The organism is Streptomyces sindenensis (assembly GCF_014649035.1).
Lineage (GTDB): Bacteria > Actinomycetota > Actinomycetes > Streptomycetales > Streptomycetaceae > Streptomyces > Streptomyces sindenensis.
Genome location: NZ_BMSG01000010.1, coordinates 1 through 17,486, shown reverse-complemented (window position 1 = coordinate 17,486; position 17,486 = coordinate 1). Strand labels below are relative to the sequence as shown.

Below are 17,486 nucleotides of genomic sequence, written 5' to 3'. Positions count from 1 at the left end.
ATCAGCCACAAGCTGACAGACAGCCGGTGGATACGGGGCTCGCCGGGCGTTCACTCACAGCGTGCGACGCTCCGTGACCGGTGGTTACGAGGCGGGGCCGACGATCAGCCCGTCCTCGGCCCGGTCCACCCGTACGGTGTCCCCGTCGCGGACCTCGCCGGACAGGATCTCCTTGGCGAGCCGGTCACCGATCGCGGTCTGGATGAGCCGGCGCAGCGGGCGCGCCCCGTAGGCCGGGTCGTTGCCCTCCTGGGCGAGCCAGGCCAGCGCCTCGGGGGTGACGTCCAGGGTGAGCCGCCGGTCCGCGAGGCGCTTCGCCAGCCGGTCGATCTGGAGCCCGGCGATGTGGGCCAGCTCGTCGCCGGAGAGGGCGGAGAAGACCACGAGGTCGTCGAGCCGGTTGATGAACTCCGGCTTGAAGGAGGCCCGCACCACGTCCAGCACCTGCTGCTTCTTCACCTCGGGCTTGACCAGGGGGTCCATGAGGAACTGGCTGCCGAGGTTGGAGGTGAGGACGAGGATGGTGTTGCGGAAGTCCACCGTGCGGCCCTGGCCGTCGGTGAGCCGGCCGTCGTCGAGGACCTGGAGCAGGATGTCGAAGACCTCGGGGTGGGCCTTCTCGACCTCGTCCAGGAGCACGACGCTGTACGGGCGGCGGCGGACGGCCTCGGTGAGCTGGCCGCCCTCCTCGTAGCCGACGTAACCGGGCGGGGCCCCGACCAGGCGGGCGACGCTGTGCTTCTCGCCGTACTCGCTCATGTCGATGCGGATCATGGCCCGCTCGTCGTCGAACAGGAAGTCCGCGAGCGCCTTGGCCAGCTCGGTCTTGCCGACCCCGGTGGGCCCGAGGAAGAGGAACGACCCGGTGGGCCGGTCGGGATCGGCGATCCCGGCCCTGGTCCGGCGTACGGCGTCGGAGACGGCCTGCACGGCCTCGGTCTGCCCGATCAGCCGCTTGCCCAGCTCGGACTCCATGCGCAGCAGCTTCTGGGTCTCGCCCTCCAGCAGCCGCCCGGCCGGGATGCCGGTCCAGGCGCCGACGACATCCGCGATGTCGTCCGGACCGACCTCCTCCTTGACCATGGTGTCCTTGTCCTTGGACGCCTCCTGCTCGGCCTCGGCGGCCTCCTCCAACTCCCGCTCCAGGCCCGGGATCTCCCCGTACAGCAGCTTGGACGCGGCGTCGAAGTCACCGTCGCGCTGGGCGCGTTCGGCCTGGCCGCGCAGCTCGTCGAGGCGCTCCTTGAGCTCACCGACCCGGTTGAGGCCCTGCTTCTCCTTCTCCCAGCGGGCGTTGAGGCCGCGCAGCTCCTCCTCCTTGTCGGCGAGGTCGCGGCGCAGCTTCGCCAGGCGCTCCTTGGAGGCGGCGTCGGACTCGTTCTTCAGCGCCAGCTCCTCCATCCTCAACCGGTCGACGGAGCGCTGGAGTTCGTCGATCTCCAGCGGCGAGGAGTCGATCTCCATCCGCAGCCGCGACGCGGCTTCGTCGACCAGGTCGATGGCCTTGTCGGGGAGGAAGCGGGAGGTGATGTAGCGGTCGGAGAGGGTGGCGGCGGCCACCAGCGCCGAGTCGGCGATCTGCACCTTGTGGTGGGCCTCGTAACGGCCCTTGAGACCCCGCAGGATCGCGATGGTGTCCTCGACGGTCGGCTCGGCGACCAGCACCTGCTGGAAGCGGCGCTCCAGGGCGGGGTCCTTCTCGATGCGCTCGCGGTACTCGTCGAGCGTGGTCGCGCCGACCATGCGCAGCTCGCCGCGGGCCAGCATCGGCTTGAGCATGTTGCCCGCGTCCATGGCGGAGTCGCCGCCCGCGCCGGCGCCGACGACGGTGTGCAGCTCGTCGATGAACGTGATGATCCGGCCGTCGCTCTCCTTGATCTCGGAGAGGACGGTCTTCAGCCGCTCCTCGAACTCGCCGCGGTACTTCGCGCCCGCGACCATCGCGCCGAGGTCGAGCGAAACGAGCCGCTTGTCCTTCAGGCTCTCCGGCACGTCGCCCTTGACGATGCGCTGGGCCAGCCCTTCGACGACGGCGGTCTTGCCGACGCCGGGCTCACCGATGAGCACGGGATTGTTCTTCGTCCGGCGCGACAGCACCTGCACGACGCGGCGGATCTCCTGGTCACGGCCGATGACCGGATCCAGCTTGCCCTCGCGCGCGGCGGCCGTGAAGTCGGTGCCGAACTTCTCCAGGGCCTTGTACTGGCCCTCCGGGTCGGGTGTGGTCACCCGGCGCCCTCCCCTGCTCGTCTCGAACGCGGCCAGCAGCTTCCTGGCGCCGGCCCCCTGCCCTTCGAGGATCTCACCGGCCCGGCCGCCCTTCGCGGCGATCCCGATGAGCAGGTGCTCGGTGGAGATGTAGTCGTCGCCCAGCTCCTTCGCCCGCTGGGCCGCGTCCTGGATGACGGCGAGCAGTTCGCGGTTGGGCTGCGGCGGGGCCACGGTGGAACCGGTGACGCTGGGCAGCCCGCCGAGCAGCCGCTCGGTCTCGCCGCGCACCAGCGCCAGATCGGCCTCGACGGCGGCGAGCAGATCGACGATGTTCTCGTTGTCCTCCCCCTCCAGCAGCGCGAGCAGCAGGTGTCCGGGGGTGAGATCGGGGTGCCCGTCCTTCACGGCCCGGTTGGTGGCCGCGTTGATGGCGTCCCGGCTCTTGTTGGTCAGCTCGGCGTCCACGTGTGGTTACTCCTCCTCGCAGCTGGCGGTCAGACAAACCTCATGCATTGACTTAATCAACGTACACAAAGTTGAGTCTATTCCACTCAAGCCACTGATCGCACGCGCTGTGAACCCTCGGCGGCGGCCCTCGTACGCTGCCCCCATGGCAGACGTACGCAATCCCTCCCCCGAATACGTCGCGTTCTGGCGCGAGAGCCACCTGTCCACGCTGACGACCCCCCGCCCGGACGGCACGCCGCACGTGGTCCCGGTGTGCGTGACGTACGACCCGGAGGCGGGGGTGGCGCGCGTGATCACGGACGGCGGCAGCCGCAAGGTGGCCCACATCCGCGCGGCCGGCCCCGACGGGGCACGTGTGGCCGTCTGCCAGATCGACCGGGCCCGCTGGGCGACCCTGGAGGGCCGCGCGGTCGTCCGCACCGAGCCGGAGGCCGTCAGGGACGCGGAGGTCCGCCACGAGGAGCGCTACGGCCGGCCGCCGCGGATCAACCCGACCCGGGTCGTCATCGAGATCACCCTCGACCGGGCGCTCGGCAGGGCCTGAGACCGCCGCACCGGGAACGGCCGGCCGGCTCCCGGCCCGGGACAGCACAACGGCGCCACCGTGTTCAGGTCACGGTGGCGCCGCTGTGTGGGGGAAGCGCCTGGAGCGACAGGTGACGACGGGGGAATCGCTCAGGCACTGCGGGGGGTGGCGGAAAGGGGTTCTGCGTCGAACAGCTCGTGGTCGCGCTGGTCGAGATTGACGAAGATCATGCCGTACCTGACGGCACAGCGAACCGGCTGCGGCGCACCGCGGGGCCGACGGAGACAGCGATAGGCGCGGACGTCCTCGTCCTCTTCCATCACCACGACGATCGGCTCTCCGAACAGGGTGACCATCAACGAGTCGCCACGGCGGGGGAGGGCCGTGAGCAGATCGATGAAATGCCACCCTGAGCGATAGGCGGTTGCCATCTCGCGCCGGAAGGTGCGGTCGTCCGGCGGGGTGCTCATGCGACCGTGCGGGCCGGAGCGATGCCCCAGGTGATATCACCGGGCACGGCCGCCTGCGCCGCGGGCGCCGATTCGGCCGCCGGGGCGCCCCAAGTAATGTCTTCGGCCCCCTGTCCGGACAGGGCCCCGAAGGCCAGAGCCCCTACGAACGCAGTGGCAAGCACCGAGCGAAGCATTCGCTTATACATTTCGGCTTCGTCCTCACTTGATGGATTCATCTCCCCCGCACCAAGACGATGTCCCACCTGAGCGCTCGAACACCACCGGGTCGATGCATCATGTTCCTGTAGGTTCAGGAACATGGGGGGTGGAGATATGGCCACAAGCGAGTCAAAAGCGGCACATCCTCACGGCATCACCGAACTATGCGATGCGGGACAGCGCGTCTACGCCAACGCACTGCGATCCGGCCGCATACCTCGCGCCGACGCCGACCCGGCCCCGTGCCTGATGGACTTCGCCCTGCTCCACCCGGATCCCGACGACGTCGAGTGGCTCCGCCCGGTGCCGCCCTCCGCCGCCCTCGCGCAGCGCCTGCACCCCATAGAACGCGAGATCCAGGAGCGCAGACGGCATTCCCTGGAACTGACCGAGTCCTTCGAACCTTTCATGGACATCAGCGCCCAGGATCCCCCCACGACCCACGCCATCACCGTGCTGGAGGGCAGCACGCGCATCAACGCGGCCATCGACGTCGCTACCGCCGAAGCCCGCCACGAGGTACTCACCGTCCAACCCGGGGGCGGTCGCAGCGAGGACATCCTCAGCAAGGGGCTGGAGCGCGGCAAGGCCGTGGTCGACCGGGGTGTCCAGATCCGCACCCTGTATCAGCACACCGTGCGACACCACCAGGGCACGTTCGTCTATGCGGAACGTCTCGCGGAAGGCGTCGAAATCCGCACCCTGGAGGAATTGGTCGAGCGCATGCTCATCTTCGACCGCACCGTCGCGTTCATACCCGCGCAGGACGACCGGTCCGTCGCCCTGGAGCTCCGGCATCCCGGGCTCGTCTCCTACCTCATCAGGGTTTTCGAGCAGCTTTGGCAACGCGCCACGCCCCTCCTCGAAGAGGTCCTGTACGACCCCACCCCCGCCGGCATCAGCGGCGTCCAGCGTTCGATAGCCCAACTCCTCGTAGAAGGCCACGTCGACGATTCCATCGCTCGCCGACTCGGCATGAACGTCCGGACCTGCCGTGCGCACATCGCCAAGATGAACGCCACGCTCGGCAGCACCAGCCGTGCCCAACTCGGCTACCTGATCGCACGATCGGGAATCCTGGAATCAGAACCCGAGCATGCGGTACCCCCCGGCACCGGGGCGTGACCGACCGACACCGCCGTCCGCCGCGCCGGCCCCCTCACGGCAACCCGTCTCCCGTGAGACCGAAGTGCGACTGCGACCCTCCGCGACGCTGAGCCGGTCGCTGCTTCCGCTGACCGCCGTCGCGCACGGTCGCCCGCATCCCCGCGTCCGCCGACCGGGACACCGCCCTGCGGATCGAGCGTCCGGCCGCGGTCGCCCACCTCATCCGGGTCCACGAAGCCCTGTGGTCACAAGCCGTACCGCTGGCCGAAACTCATCACACGGCCGCCCCGGACGCCCCCGTCACCGCCGTCCGGCTCAGCACCGCCCCGCAGCCTCACCGAAGGCCACGTCCGGGCCTCTCCGAACCCCCGAACTCCCCCGCCACCTGCGAGAATTCCGTACGTCAGCCCTGACCGACCTGACGCACACCCCCGCACGACCGAAGGATCACGAAGCCCGGATGACCGACACCACCCCCGCACCCGCCCCCCTGCCCGCCACCGTCGAGGACGACCGCCACGGGGACATCCGCGTCGAACTCGTCGGCGAGCAGCGCGAGACGCTCGTCGTGAGCGGCGAGGGGATACCCCGCGTCGTCCTCACCCGCGCCCCCGGCACCGAGGCCGACGACCACATCCTCATCGGCACCCGAGACCCCCGCCGGCTCACGCTCACCGTGGACGGCCGGGAGGCCACGATCAAGCCCGGGAAGGGGAAGCTCCGCCGCCGCACCTACCGGGTCGACGTCCGCTGCGCGGGTACCGCCTACCGGCTCGTGCCCGACTCGATCCCGAGCAGCCGGCTGACCCGCAACGGCAAGCGCATCGGGGACTTCTCCTCGGTCGGCGGCGACCGGCGGGTGGTCGCCCAGTGGCGGGACGGGGCCGTCGTCGAGCCGGCCGACGCGGCGATCGGCTACGCCCTGGCCGCCGCCTTCGGCACCGGCGGACAGCCCATGTGGATGATGGCGATCGAAGCGGTCAGCGAGTTCCTGCCGTAGGGCCCGGCCTGACGTCCTGGGCACGTGAAGGGGGCCGGAGAGCGTTCGTCCGCTCTCCGGCCCCCTTCACGCCGGGCACAGCCGGGTCCTACTCCGTCGGCCGCTTCGGCTTCGGCCGCCACACCACCAGCGCGCCCGTCTGCTGCACGTCCTGGTACGGCACCAGGTCCCGGCGGTACGAGGCGTGCACCTGGGCCTCGCGCTGCTGCATGGCGACCGCCGCGCCGTCCACCGCCGCCGAGAGCTCGGCGACGCGCTGCTGGAGCGCGGCCACCTGGTTCTCCAGCTCGATGATCCGCTTGATGCCCGCGAGGTTGATGCCCTCGTCCTGCGACAGCTGCTGCACGGTGCGCAGCAGCTCGATGTCGCGGGCCGAGTAGCGCCGGCCGCGCCCGGCCGTACGGTCCGGGGAGACCAGGCCGAGCCGGTCGTACTGGCGCAGTGTCTGCGGGTGGAGCCCCGAGAGCTGGGCCGCGATCGAGATCACGTACACCGGGGTCTCATCGGTCAGCTGGTACGGATTGCGTCGACGGCCGTCCATCTCAAGCTCCCTTCGCGGCCTGGAACAGTTCCGCCCGCGGGTCCTCGCCCGCGGTCGCCTTCCGGTAGGCCTCCAGGGCGTCCCTGGCCTCCTGGCCCAGGTCCCCGGGGACCGCGACCTCCACGGTGACCAGCAGATCGCCGCGGGTGCCGTCCTTGCGCACGGCGCCCTTGCCCCGGGCGCGCATCGTACGCCCGTTGGGGGTACCGGCGGGAAGCTTCAGCGTGACCGGAGGTCCGCCGAGGGTGGGGACCTTGATGTCGCCGCCGAGCGTCGCCTCCGGGTAGGTGACGGGCACGGTGACCGTGAGGTTGTCGCCCTTGCGGCCGAAGACCGGGTGGGCGTCGACGTGGACGACGACGTACAGATCGCCGGCCGGACCGCCGCGCTCCCCCGCGCCGCCCTTGCCGCGCAGCCGGATCCGCTGGCCGTCGGAGACGCCCGCCGGGATCCGCACCTGCATGGTGCGCGCCGACTTCGCCCGGCCGCTGCCCTTGCAGACGTCGCAGGGGTCCTGGGCGATGAGGCCCCGGCCCTTGCAGTCCACACAGGGGTCGGTGAGCGAGAAGCCGCCGCCGCTGCCGCGCGAGACCTGCCCGGTGCCGACACAGGTCGGGCAGACCCGGGGGGTGCCGTTCTTGTCGCCGGTGCCGGAGCACGCCTTGCAGGGCGCCTGGCTGGACATCCGCAGCGGGACCGTGGCCCCGTCGACCGCCTCGGTGAAGCTGAGCGTCACCTCGGACTCGATGTCCTGGCCGCGCTTGGGCTGGACCCGGGTGCCCGTGCCGCCGCGGTTGAACAGCCCGCCGAAGACGTCGCCGAGACCGCCCCCGCCGCCGCCGAAGCCGCCGCCCGCGCCGCCCTGTCCGCCACCCGGGGCGCCGCCGCCGAAGAGGTCGCCCAGGTCGAAGTTGAAGTTGCCGCCCGCACCACCGGGGCCGGGCCGGAAGCCGCCGTTGCCGAAGAGGGCGCGCGCCTCGTCGTACTCCTTGCGCTTCTTGGGGTCACCGAGGACGTCGTTCGCCTCGGAGATCTCCTTGAAGCGCTCCTCCGCCTTGGCGTCGTTCTTGTTGGCGTCCGGGTGGAACTCGCGCGCGAGCTTCCGGTACGCCTTCTTGACCTCGGCGTCGGTGGCGTCCTTGGGGACGCCGAGGACCTTGTAGTAGTCCTTCTCGACGAAGTCCTTCGTGCTCATCGACGTCCCTCCTTCCGGACGATCGGCCGAGCGGCCGGCCCGTGGGCCGGCCGCCGGGCCGGTCGGTGTGCACCGCGGTGATCAGACGTCTTCCCGTCAGACCTCCTCGGTGCCACCGCTCTCCTCGTCGTCTGCCTTCTTCTCTTCCTTCGCCGCGGCGGGCGTGGCGCCCGGCTGCGGCTCGGCGACGGCAACCCGCGCGGGGCGGATGGTGCGCTCGCCGATGCGATACCCCGGCTGAAGGATCGCCACGCAGGTCGTCTCGGTGACGTCCGGCGCGTAACTGTGCATCAGGGCCTCGTGGATCGTCGGGTCGAAGGGCTCGCCCTCCTTGCCGAACTGCTGGAGGCCCAGCTTCGCGACGACGGTCTCCATCGATTCGGCCACCGACTTGAAGCCGCCGACCAGCTCGCCGTGTTCCCGCGCGCGGCCGACGTCGTCGAGGACGGGCAGGAGCTCGGACAGGAGGTTCGCGACGGCGATCTCCTTGACCGTGACCCGGTCCCGCTCGACGCGGCGGCGGTAGTTCTGGTATTCGGCCTGGAGCCGCTGGAGGTCTGCGGTGCGCTCGTTCAGCGCCGTACGGACCTGGTCCAGCTGCGCCGTCAGACCGACGGTCTCATCGGTGTCCCCGGCCGGGGCCGCCGCCTCCTCCTCGGAGGAGTCGGCAGCCTTCGGCTCGGCGTCATCAGGGGTGGCGCCGGAGGGGACGTCGGGCTTCTCCTCGAAGCCCGGAGTCTCCTCGGTCACGCCGCACCGCCCTTGGTGTCCTTCTCGTCGTCCACGATCTCGGCGTCGACGACGTCGTCGTCGGCCTTGGCCTGGCCGTCGCCCGGGGCCTCGGCGCCCGGGGCCGCACCCTCGGCCTGGGCGTTGGCGTACATCGCCTGGCCCAGCTTCTGGGAGACGGCGGCGACCTTCTCGGTGGCCGTACGGATCTCGGCGGTGTCCTCGCCCTTGAGCTTCTCCTTCAGCTCCTCGACCGCGGTCTCCACCTCCGTCTTGACGTCGGCGGGGACCTTGTCCTCGTTGTCCTTGAGGAACTTCTCCGTCTGGTAGACGAGCTGCTCGCCCTGGTTGCGCGACTCGGCGGCCTCGCGGCGGGCGTGGTCCTCCTCCGCGTACTTCTCGGCCTCTTCGCGCATCCGGTTGACCTCGTCCTTCGGCAGCGAGGAGCCGCCGGTGACGGTCATCTTCTGCTCCTTGCCGGTGCCGAGGTCCTTGGCGGCGACGTGCATGATGCCGTTGGCGTCGATGTCGAAGGCGACCTCGATCTGCGGGACACCGCGCGGGGCCGGCGGCAGACCGGTCAGCTCGAACATCCCGAGCTTCTTGTTGTACGCCGCGATCTCGCGCTCGCCCTGGTAGACCTGGATCTGCACGGACGGCTGGTTGTCCTCGGCCGTCGTGAAGATCTCGGAACGCTTGGTCGGGATCGTGGTGTTGCGCTCGATGAGCTTGGTCATGATCCCTCCCTTGGTCTCGATGCCGAGGGACAGCGGGGTGACGTCGAGGAGCAGGACGTCCTTGACCTCGCCCTTGAGGACACCGGCCTGGAGCGAGGCGCCGATGGCGACGACCTCGTCCGGGTTCACACCCTTGTTGGCCTCCTGGCCGCCGGTCAGCTCCTTGACGAGCTCGGCGACGGCGGGCATACGGGTGGAACCACCGACGAGAACGACGTGGTCGATCTCGGAGAGCTGGATGCCCGCGTCCTTGATGACGTTGTGGAACGGGGTCTTGCAGCGGTCCAGGAGGTCCGCGGTCAGCTGCTGGAACTGCGAGCGCGTGAGCTTCTCGTCCAGGTGCAGCGGGCCCTCGGCGGACGCCGTGATGTAGGGCAGGTTGATCGTGGTCTCGGTCGAGGAAGACAGCTCGATCTTCGCCTTCTCCGCGGCCTCGCGGAGGCGCTGGAGGGCCATCTTGTCCTTGGACAGGTCCACGCCGTGCCCGTTGGCGAACTGCTTCACCAGGTAGTCGACGACACGCTGGTCCCAGTCGTCACCACCGAGGTGGTTGTCACCGTTGGTGGCCTTCACCTCGACGACGCCGTCGCCGATCTCCAGGAGGGACACGTCGAAGGTGCCGCCACCGAGGTCGAAGACGAGGATCGTCTGGTCGTCCTTGTCCAGGCCGTACGCCAGGGCGGCGGCGGTCGGCTCGTTGACGATGCGCAGGACGTTCAGGCCCGCGATCTCACCGGCCTCCTTCGTCGCCTGGCGCTCCGAGTCGTTGAAGTACGCCGGGACGGTGATGACCGCGTCGGTCACCTTCTCGCCCAGGTAGGACTCGGCGTCACGCTTCAGCTTCTGCAGGATGAAGGCGCTCATCTGCTGCGGGTTGAAGCTCTTGCCGTCGAGGTCGATCTTCCAGTCCGTGCCCATGTGGCGCTTGACGGAGCGGATGGTCCTGTCGACGTTGGTGACCGCCTGGCGCTTGGCGACCTCGCCGACGAGCACCTCGCCGTTCTTGGCGAAGGCGACGACGGACGGCGTGGTCCTGGCGCCTTCGGCGTTGGTGATGACGGTGGGCTCGCCGCCTTCGAGAACGCTGACGACGGAGTTAGTCGTGCCCAGGTCGATGCCGACCGCACGTGCCATTTCAATTCCTCCAACGGATTACTTGAGTGGATCTGACTCAACCATGCACGACGCCGGCCCATGAGTCAACAGAGCTGAGTCGGATGCACTCAACTTAAGTGCTACCAGGAGCTTACGCAGACCTTATCCGCGCTGATACGCGCCGGTCCGCCCGCCACACCACCGCACCGGCGCACGCCACACCCCTCGCGCACCACCCGGCCCACCGTCCCACCGTGGGATCGTTCTGTCACGAATTGCCCCATCGAACCTCGAACCCCGGGCAGGCGCGATGCAGGACGCGAGGAAGCGACACGTACGGCAGGCGAGACGGGAGAACCTGCGGACGGCAAGCCGGGCGGGAGGCACAGGGGGGCCGCCCCCACCCGCGTACGCGACCGTGTCCGGCACCGCGCGGGGCCACTTCCCCTCCCGCCCCGCCGCGCGCCTGGCGGGCGCCACCGACCGGGTGCGGCGGCTCGCGGACCGCGCCCTCCCCCGCACGACGGCCGAACGCGCCCTGGACCTGGCGCTCGGCGGGGCGCTGCTCGTCCTGACCTACCCGGCCGTCGCCGTGGCCGCGCTCGCCCTGACCGCGCGGCGCACCCCGGGCGGCGCCTGGAGCAGCCGCCCCCGGGCGGGCCTGGGCGGACGGGTCTTCGAGCTGCGCACCCTGCGCACCCGAAGACTCCGCCTGGACCTGTTCTCGCGGCTGCCGCACGTCGTCCGCGGCGACCTCGCCCTGGTCGGCCCCGCCCCCCTGGCCCCGCGCGACCCCCGGGCGTCCGGGCCCGGCGCCCAGCGGTGGCGGCAGGAACTGCGGCCCGGCCTGACCGGTCTGGCACAGGTGCGCGCCCGCTCCGGCATGCCGTGGGACGACCCCGCCCTGCTGGACCAGCACTACGCAGAGCACCATGGAGTGGTGCTCAACCTGGCGATCCTCACCGAAGCCGCCCGCGATCCCCTGCGGGACCGGCTCCGGAAGGCCCGCCGGACCAAGGCACACCTGAGCGACGCAGATCACCGCCCGCCCGTCTGCAGAAGGGTGGACTAAGTGGATAGTGTCAGCACAGACTGATTAAGTTACTGCTTAGTAGTAGCGGGCAGTATCACGTCATCACGTAACCAACTGGATCCCGCTCTCGCAGGCCCGAGGAGCCCCACTCATGCAACTCGCCGCGATCATCGTGTCGCTGGTGCTGACGGTCGTCGGCGTTGCGCTCATCTGCCGAGCCGTCGCGCAGATCTACCGCTTCGTCCGTCTGGGCCAGCCGGTACCAGCAGGCAGCCGCACCGACGACCCCAAGGCCCGCACGATCACGCTGGTCAAGGAGTTCCTGGGCCACACCCGGATGAACCGTTGGGGCATCGTCGGCTTCGCCCACTGGTTCGTCGCGATCGGCTTCCTGACGCTGCCGCCCACCCTGCTCCAGGCGTACGGCCAGCTCTTCCAGGCCGACTGGGTGCTGCCGATCGTCGGCACGTTCCTGCCGTTCGAGATGTACATCGAGTTCATCGGCCTGATGACGGTCGTGGGCATCGTGGCCCTGATGGTGATCCGGCTGGCGAACCTGCCCTCCCGGGCCGGCCGCAAGTCGCGCTTCGCGGGTTCGAAGGCCTGGCAGGCGTACTTCGTCGAGTACATCATCCTGACCATCGGCCTCGCGATCCTGGTACTGCGCGGCCTCGAGGGCGCGATCCACCACGTCGAGAGCTACGACGCCGCGTACTTCGTGTCGTACCCGCTGGTGCTCGCCTTCAAGGGGCTGAGCCTCAGCACCCTCCAGACGCTCATCTACTTCACCGCGATGATCAAGATCGGCACCTCGCTGATCTGGATGATCACGGTCTCGCTCAACACCAACATGGGTGTCGCCTGGCACCGCTTCCTCGGCTTCCCGAACATCTGGTTCAAGCGGAACGCCGACGGCGAGGTCGCGCTCGGCGCGCTCCAGCCGATGACGACGGCGGGCAAGGAGATCGACTGGGAGGACCCGGCCGAGGACGCGGTCTTCGGTGTCTCCCAGGTCGAGCAGTTCTCCTGGAAGGGCATCCTCGACTTCTCCACCTGCACCGAGTGCGGCCGCTGCCAGTCGCAGTGCCCCGCCTGGAACACCGGCAAGCCCCTCTCGCCGAAGCTCCTGATCATGTCGCTGCGCGACCACGCGCACGCCAAGGCCCCCTACCTGCTGGCCGGCGGCGGCAAGACCATGGAGGGCGAGGAGAAGGCGACCGAGGAGCAGCTCAAGGACGTTCCCGCGGCCGCCCTCGCCGAGGCCGAGCGCCCGCTGATCGGCACCGCCGAGGAGAACGGGGTCATCGACCCGGACGTCCTGTGGTCCTGCACCACCTGCGGCGCCTGCGTCGAGCAGTGCCCGGTCGACATCGAGCACATCGACCACATCGTCGACATGCGCCGCTACCAGGTGATGATCGAGTCCGCGTTCCCGTCCGAGGCGGGCACGATGCTCAAGAACCTGGAGAAGAAGGGCAACCCCTGGGGCCTGGCCAAGAAGGCCCGCGTCGAGTGGACCAAGGAGGTCGACTTCGAGGTCCCGATCGTCGGCAAGGACGTCGAGGACCTCACCGAGGTCGACTACCTGTACTGGGTCGGCTGCGCGGGCGCCCTGGAGGACCGGGCCAAGAAGACCACCAAGGCCTTCGCGGAGCTGCTGCACATGGCGGGCGTCAAGTTCGCGATCATGGGCGGCGACGAGAAGTGCACCGGTGACTCCGCCCGCCGCCTGGGCAACGAGCCGCTGTTCCAGCAGCTCGGCCAGGAGAACGTGGCCATGCTGAACATGGCGTACGGCGAAGACGACGACGACCCGGAGACGAAGAAGCCCAAGGCGTCGAAGAAGATCGTTGCGACCTGCCCGCACTGCTTCAACACGATCGCCAACGAGTACCCGCAGCTCGGCGGCGAGTACGAGGTCATCCACCACACCCAGCTGCTCCAGCACCTCATCGACGAGGGCAAGCTGATCCCGGTGACCCCGGTCGAGGGCCTGATCACGTACCACGACCCGTGCTACCTGGGCCGGCACAACAAGATCTACACCCCGCCGCGCGAGATCATCGCGAAGGTCCCGGGCCTGCGGAACGAGGAGATGCACCGCCACAAGGAACGCGGCTTCTGCTGCGGCGCCGGCGGCGCCCGGATGTGGATGGAGGAGCGGATCGGCAAGCGCATCAACACCGAGCGCGTCGACGAAGCCCTCGCACTCAACCCGGACATCGTCTCCACCGCCTGCCCGTTCTGCCTCGTCATGCTCACCGACTCGGTCAACGGCAAGAAGAACGACGGCCAGGCCAAGGAGTCCATCCAGGTCGTGGACGTCTCGCAGCTCCTGCTGGAGTCCGTGAAGACGCCCATCGACCCGACCGGCGAGGCGGAGCCGGTGGACGCACCGGAGCCGGAACCGGCAAAGTGACGTAACGCATCAGCGCGAAGAAGCGGCCGGACCTGCCTCGGGGGCAGGACCGGCCGCTTCTTCGTGTGCCGGGCCCCGGCGACCCGGGACGACGTGACGACCGCCGCAGAGGAACTGTGAACTCGGACATGTACGCGACGACGTAACTGGAGCATCATGTGCCCCGGAGAAGCCCGCCAGGGCCCCCGGAACACCTCCCCGGCACGGACGCGGGGAGGCAGCCGCAGCCCCGAACACCGAACGAGGCCCCCGTGCGCCCACGCACCCGCACCGAGCACCCGCAGGCGGCGGTCACCCGCAGGGTGAGCGCCTCCCTCGCCGTGGGCTGTACGGCCCTGCTGCTGGCACTCGCGGCATGTACGGGCCCGTCCTCCGCGTCCGACGGAAAGAACGGCGACACCCCGCCCCCCGCACAGGCACGGACCCGGGCGGAGACGGCGAGCGCCCCCGTCCCCCGCGGCACCGGCAGCCGCGTCCCGTACGACTTCAACGGCGACGGCCACCGCGACCTGGTCATCGACGACCTGGTGAAGGTCCCCGAGAACCGCCACGGCGACGACGCGGGCATCGGCATCGTGTACGGCTCCGAGAACCGCGACCGCCCCCTGGACCCGGCCACCCGGCAGCTGCTGAGCGCCCGGGCCAACGCGGCGAAGTCCGGCGACACCCTGCCCGCCGCGTTCGACTCCGAGGCCGCCTGCGACCTGGACCGGGACGGCTTCACCGACCTGATCGTCTCGACCGACCCCCCGTACAACGGCATCGGCGCCCCGCCCGTACCGCTCCAGATCCTCTTCGGCTCCCCGCGGGGCCTGACGGGCAAGGCGGTCACCCTGCGCATCCCGCAGCAGGCCCGGTTCGGCAACGAGTGGCCCGAGCAGCCGGTCTGCGGCGACTTCGACGGCGACCGGAAAGCCGACCTCGCGGTCACCGCCAGCGCCGGCCAGGTCACCTTCCTGCACGGCCCCTTCACCCGCGCCGGAGCCCCGCGCAGCGCGGAACTGCTGCCCGACGGCGGCCCGTACCTCTACGCACCCGAGCCCCGGTCCGACACCGACGGCGACGGTTACGACGACCTCGTCGCCGCCGCCCGCCCGCACGCCCCCGGCCAGGCGGGCAAGGGCACCCTGCTCCTCGGCTCCGCGAAGGGCCCGGCAGGCCCCGGCAGCGCGTACGCGTTCGCCGCGGAGGACCTCCCCACCGCACCGCTGAAGACGACGGGCGCCACCCGCACCACCCTCCTGAACCACGGCGACTACGACGGCGACAAGAAGCCGGACACGGTGGTGCGGACGTACCGCGGCGAGCGTCAGGACCTGGTCGCGCTCTACCCGGCGGGTACCACGGACCGGCCCCTCGTCACCTTCTCCACGGCGCTGTTCCTCCCCTGAACTCCCCCTCCGGGGGCCCTGGGTGCGGCCCCTAGGGGATGTCACAGCTCGGCCGCAATGGCCCCCTGCCCCCCCGGCCCCCGCACCCCGCCCCCGGGGACCAGGTACGTTCGACGGGTGGCTGGATTCAGGATCGGACGCGGCCGGGACAACCGCACCCCGCAACAACCGCAGCAGCAGCGGCAGCAGCCGTACGGAGGGCAGGCACCGCAGCCGCCGTACGGTGCTCAGCCGTGGCCGACGGCAGGAGGCCCGGGCAACGGCGCGGCCCCACCGCCGTACGGTCCGCCGCAGGGCGCCCCGTACAACGCGGGCGGCTACGCCCCCCAGGGCCACGGCGGCCATCACGGCCACGGAGGAGGTGGCGGCCACGGCGAACCGGAGTACTTCGGCGACCCGTACACGGCCCCCGCACCCCACGACCCGTACGCGAACAACCCGGGCCACACGCAGGCGTTCCGCGTCGACGAGGACCCGTACGGCGACGGCAACACCTACCGCGCCGGTGCCGCCCCCGCCCAGCCGGCGGGCCCGCGGCTGCGCTGGAAGGAGCTGCTGAGCGGCATCGTGATGCGCCCGGGGCCGACGTTCTGGCAGATGCGGGACTACCCGGTCTGGGGCCCGGCGCTGGTCGTCACGTTCCTCTACGGCCTGCTCGCGCTCTTCGGCTTCGACCAGGCGCGCGAAGAAGCGATCAACGCGACGATCTCGACGGCCATCCCGTACGTCCTGTTCACCGGCGTCGGCTTCGTCATCGGCGGCCTGGTCCTCGGCGCGGTGACCCACACCCTGGCCCGCCAGCTCGGCGGCACCGGCTCGTGGCAGCCGACGGTGGGCCTGTCGATGCTGATCATGTCGATGACGGACGCGCCGCGCCTGCTCTTCGCCCTCTTCCTGGGCGGCGAGAACTCCCTGGTCCAGATCGTGGGCTGGCTGACCTGGCTGGCGGCGGGCGCGCTGTTCACGTCGATGGTGAGCAAGTCGCACGACCTGCCGTGGCCGAAGGCGCTGGGGGCGTCGGCGATCCAGCTGATCGCGCTGCTGTCGATCATCAAGCTGGGCACGATCTGAGCGAGTGACGCGCAAGAAGGCCCCGGGACGCTTCCGCGTCCCGGGGCCTTCCGCACAGGCCCTGGCGGGCCCTACGCGTCGAGAACCTGCCCGTCCCGCCGAACGACGGGCTTCTCGACCGACCAGGGGAAGTTGATCCACTGGTCGGTCTTCTTCCACACGTACTCGCACTTCACGAGGGAGTGGGACTTCTCGTAGATGACGGCGCTGCGGACTTCGGCGACATGGTCGACACAGAAGTCATGGACGAGCTTGAGCGTCTTGCCCGTGTCGGCGACATCGTCAGCGATCAGAACCTTCTTGTCGGAGAAGTCGATCGCGTTGGGGACGGGCGCCAGCATGACGGGCATCTCCAGGGTGGTGCCGACCCCGGTGTAGAACTCCACGTTGACGAGGTGGATGTTCTTGCAGTCCAGGGCGTAGGCGAGCCCACCGGCGACGAACACGCCACCGCGAGCGATGCTCAGCACCACATCGGGCTCGTACCCGTCATCGGCAACGGCCTGGGCGAGCTCGCGCACGGCTCGCCCGAAGCCCTCGTAGGTGAGGTTTTCCCGCACGTCAGCAGCCATGGTCGATCACACCTGGGTCCGATGGAAGTTCTGGAAGGACCGCGAGGCCGTCGGCCCCCGCTGCCCCTGGTACCGCGACCCGTACCGCTCGGAGCCGTAGGGGAACTCGGCGGACGAGCTCAGCTTGAACAGGCACAGCTGCCCGATCTTCATCCCCGGCCACAGCTTTATCGGCAGCGTAGCGAGGTTCGACAGCTCCAGGGTCACATGCCCGGAGAACCCGGGGTCGATGAACCCGGCCGTCGAGTGCGTCACCAGACCGAGCCGGCCGAGGGAGCTCTTGCCCTCCAGCCGCGAGGCCAGATCGTCGGGGAGCGAGATGACCTCGTACGTGGACGCCAGCACGAACTCGCCGGGGTGGAGGATGAACGCCTCATCGCCCTCGGGCTCGACGGTCCGCGTCAGATCCGACTGTTCCACGGCCGGATCGATGTGCGGGTACCGGTGGTTCTCGAACACCCGGAAGTAGCGGTCCAGCCGCACGTCGATGCTCGACGGTTGCACCATCGAAGGGTCGTACGGATCGATACGGACTCGCCCGGCGTCGATCTCGGCCCGGATGTCCTTGTCTGAGAGAAGCACGCCCCGAGGATACGCAGAACGCGCGAGCCCGCCCCAACCGGACCACCCGCGCGCCCCTGCTCCACGTCTCGGCGACTACTGAGCTTCTTCAGCGTTGCCGCTCCAGTGTGAGGACAGCTTTGGCGATTGACGTCATGC

The 17,486-nt window shown here is 69.9% G+C and carries 15 protein-coding genes; 7 read left to right on the top strand and 8 right to left on the bottom strand.

Annotation, left to right across the window (positions count from 1 at the left end; translation table 11 throughout):
- Positions 1 to 84 precede the first annotated feature (84 nt).
- Positions 85 to 2,676 carry an ATP-dependent chaperone ClpB gene (gene clpB, locus IE145_RS13720; RefSeq protein WP_189525331.1) on the bottom strand — a complete coding sequence of 864 codons (2,592 nt, stop codon included), beginning with the start codon at positions 2,674 to 2,676 and terminating at the stop codon, positions 85 to 87.
- A 145-nt stretch (positions 2,677 to 2,821) separates the two neighbouring features.
- Between clpB and IE145_RS13715 the strand changes: the two genes are divergently transcribed.
- A complete protein-coding gene (locus IE145_RS13715) occupies positions 2,822 to 3,223 on the top strand; it encodes a pyridoxamine 5'-phosphate oxidase family protein (RefSeq protein ID WP_189525330.1) in 402 nt (133 codons plus the stop codon).
- Positions 3,224 to 3,354: 131 nt separating this feature from the next.
- On the opposite strand, the gene IE145_RS13710 is transcribed toward IE145_RS13715, so the two are convergent.
- Positions 3,355 to 3,675: a Rieske (2Fe-2S) protein gene (locus tag IE145_RS13710; RefSeq protein WP_003967571.1), complete on the bottom strand. Its 321-nt coding sequence runs from the start codon at positions 3,673 to 3,675 to the stop codon at positions 3,355 to 3,357.
- A gap of 315 nt (positions 3,676 to 3,990) precedes the next feature.
- Between IE145_RS13710 and IE145_RS13705 the strand changes: the two genes are divergently transcribed.
- Positions 3,991 to 5,001 (top strand): helix-turn-helix transcriptional regulator, encoded by a 1,011-nt coding sequence (locus tag IE145_RS13705; RefSeq protein WP_189525329.1) that lies wholly within the window; start codon positions 3,991 to 3,993, stop codon positions 4,999 to 5,001.
- A gap of 442 nt (positions 5,002 to 5,443) precedes the next feature.
- Positions 5,444 to 5,983 carry a hypothetical protein gene (locus IE145_RS13700; protein ID WP_189525328.1) on the top strand — a complete coding sequence of 180 codons (540 nt, stop codon included), beginning with the start codon at positions 5,444 to 5,446 and terminating at the stop codon, positions 5,981 to 5,983.
- A gap of 88 nt (positions 5,984 to 6,071) precedes the next feature.
- On the opposite strand, the gene IE145_RS13695 is transcribed toward IE145_RS13700, so the two are convergent.
- The 4 genes from IE145_RS13695 to dnaK all read right to left on the bottom strand — a co-directional run bounded on the left by IE145_RS13695 (position 6,072) and on the right by dnaK (position 10,319).
- A complete protein-coding gene (locus IE145_RS13695) occupies positions 6,072 to 6,524 on the bottom strand; it encodes a heat shock protein transcriptional repressor HspR (protein ID WP_032767066.1) in 453 nt (150 codons plus the stop codon).
- A 1-nt stretch (position 6,525) separates the two neighbouring features.
- The gene (gene dnaJ / locus IE145_RS13690) at positions 6,526 to 7,719 is read right to left on the bottom strand and encodes a molecular chaperone DnaJ (protein WP_189525327.1); all 1,194 of its coding nucleotides are present in this window, start codon (positions 7,717 to 7,719) and stop codon (positions 6,526 to 6,528) included.
- A 96-nt stretch (positions 7,720 to 7,815) separates the two neighbouring features.
- Positions 7,816 to 8,469: a nucleotide exchange factor GrpE gene (gene grpE, locus IE145_RS13685; RefSeq protein ID WP_189525326.1), complete on the bottom strand. Its 654-nt coding sequence runs from the start codon at positions 8,467 to 8,469 to the stop codon at positions 7,816 to 7,818.
- Positions 8,466 to 10,319, bottom strand: coding sequence for a molecular chaperone DnaK (gene dnaK, locus IE145_RS13680; protein ID WP_189525325.1), 1,854 nt, complete (start codon positions 10,317 to 10,319; stop codon positions 8,466 to 8,468). The genes grpE and dnaK overlap by 4 nt, the downstream gene beginning before the upstream one ends.
- Before the next feature lie 379 nt (positions 10,320 to 10,698).
- Between dnaK and IE145_RS13675 the strand changes: the two genes are divergently transcribed.
- The 4 genes from IE145_RS13675 to IE145_RS13660 all read left to right on the top strand — a co-directional run bounded on the left by IE145_RS13675 (position 10,699) and on the right by IE145_RS13660 (position 16,194).
- On the top strand, positions 10,699 to 11,352 hold the full coding sequence (locus IE145_RS13675) for a sugar transferase (protein WP_229825534.1): 654 nt from the start codon (positions 10,699 to 10,701) through the stop codon (positions 11,350 to 11,352).
- A gap of 112 nt (positions 11,353 to 11,464) precedes the next feature.
- Complete coding sequence (locus tag IE145_RS13670; RefSeq protein ID WP_189521283.1) at positions 11,465 to 13,732, top strand: (Fe-S)-binding protein; 2,268 nt, start codon at positions 11,465 to 11,467, stop codon at positions 13,730 to 13,732.
- A 251-nt stretch (positions 13,733 to 13,983) separates the two neighbouring features.
- A complete protein-coding gene (locus IE145_RS13665; protein ID WP_189521281.1) occupies positions 13,984 to 15,123 on the top strand; it encodes an FG-GAP repeat domain-containing protein in 1,140 nt (379 codons plus the stop codon).
- Positions 15,124 to 15,240: 117 nt separating this feature from the next.
- Positions 15,241 to 16,194, top strand: a complete 954-nt coding sequence (locus tag IE145_RS13660) for a Yip1 family protein (RefSeq protein WP_189521279.1) — start codon at positions 15,241 to 15,243, stop codon at positions 16,192 to 16,194.
- A gap of 71 nt (positions 16,195 to 16,265) precedes the next feature.
- Here the strand turns inward: IE145_RS13660 and IE145_RS13655 are convergent, their stop codons facing one another.
- Together IE145_RS13655 and dcd are read right to left on the bottom strand one after the other, a co-directional pair.
- Positions 16,266 to 16,766 carry a phosphoribosyltransferase gene (locus IE145_RS13655; RefSeq protein WP_006126277.1) on the bottom strand — a complete coding sequence of 167 codons (501 nt, stop codon included), beginning with the start codon at positions 16,764 to 16,766 and terminating at the stop codon, positions 16,266 to 16,268.
- Between the two features lie 6 nt (positions 16,767 to 16,772).
- Positions 16,773 to 17,348 carry a dCTP deaminase gene (gene dcd / locus IE145_RS13650; RefSeq protein ID WP_189521277.1) on the bottom strand — a complete coding sequence of 192 codons (576 nt, stop codon included), beginning with the start codon at positions 17,346 to 17,348 and terminating at the stop codon, positions 16,773 to 16,775.
- Positions 17,349 to 17,486 lie beyond the last annotated feature (138 nt).

What these genes read in the sequence shown, in the direction of transcription:
- IE145_RS13715 (WP_189525330.1), top strand. Translation starts at nt 2,822, where the DNA reads ATGGCAGACGTACGCAATCCCTCCCCCGAATACGTCGCGTTCTGGCGC.
- IE145_RS13710 (WP_003967571.1), bottom strand. Translation starts at nt 3,675, where the DNA reads ATGAGCACCCCGCCGGACGACCGCACCTTCCGGCGCGAGATGGCAACC.
- IE145_RS13705 (WP_189525329.1), top strand. Translation starts at nt 3,991, where the DNA reads ATGGCCACAAGCGAGTCAAAAGCGGCACATCCTCACGGCATCACCGAA.
- IE145_RS13700 (WP_189525328.1), top strand. Translation starts at nt 5,444, where the DNA reads ATGACCGACACCACCCCCGCACCCGCCCCCCTGCCCGCCACCGTCGAG.
- IE145_RS13695 (WP_032767066.1), bottom strand. Translation starts at nt 6,524, where the DNA reads ATGGACGGCCGTCGACGCAATCCGTACCAGCTGACCGATGAGACCCCG.
- dnaJ (WP_189525327.1), bottom strand. Translation starts at nt 7,719, where the DNA reads ATGAGCACGAAGGACTTCGTCGAGAAGGACTACTACAAGGTCCTCGGC.
- dnaK (WP_189525325.1), bottom strand. Translation starts at nt 10,319, where the DNA reads ATGGCACGTGCGGTCGGCATCGACCTGGGCACGACTAACTCCGTCGTC.
- IE145_RS13670 (WP_189521283.1), top strand. Translation starts at nt 11,465, where the DNA reads ATGCAACTCGCCGCGATCATCGTGTCGCTGGTGCTGACGGTCGTCGGC.
- IE145_RS13655 (WP_006126277.1), bottom strand. Translation starts at nt 16,766, where the DNA reads ATGGCTGCTGACGTGCGGGAAAACCTCACCTACGAGGGCTTCGGGCGA.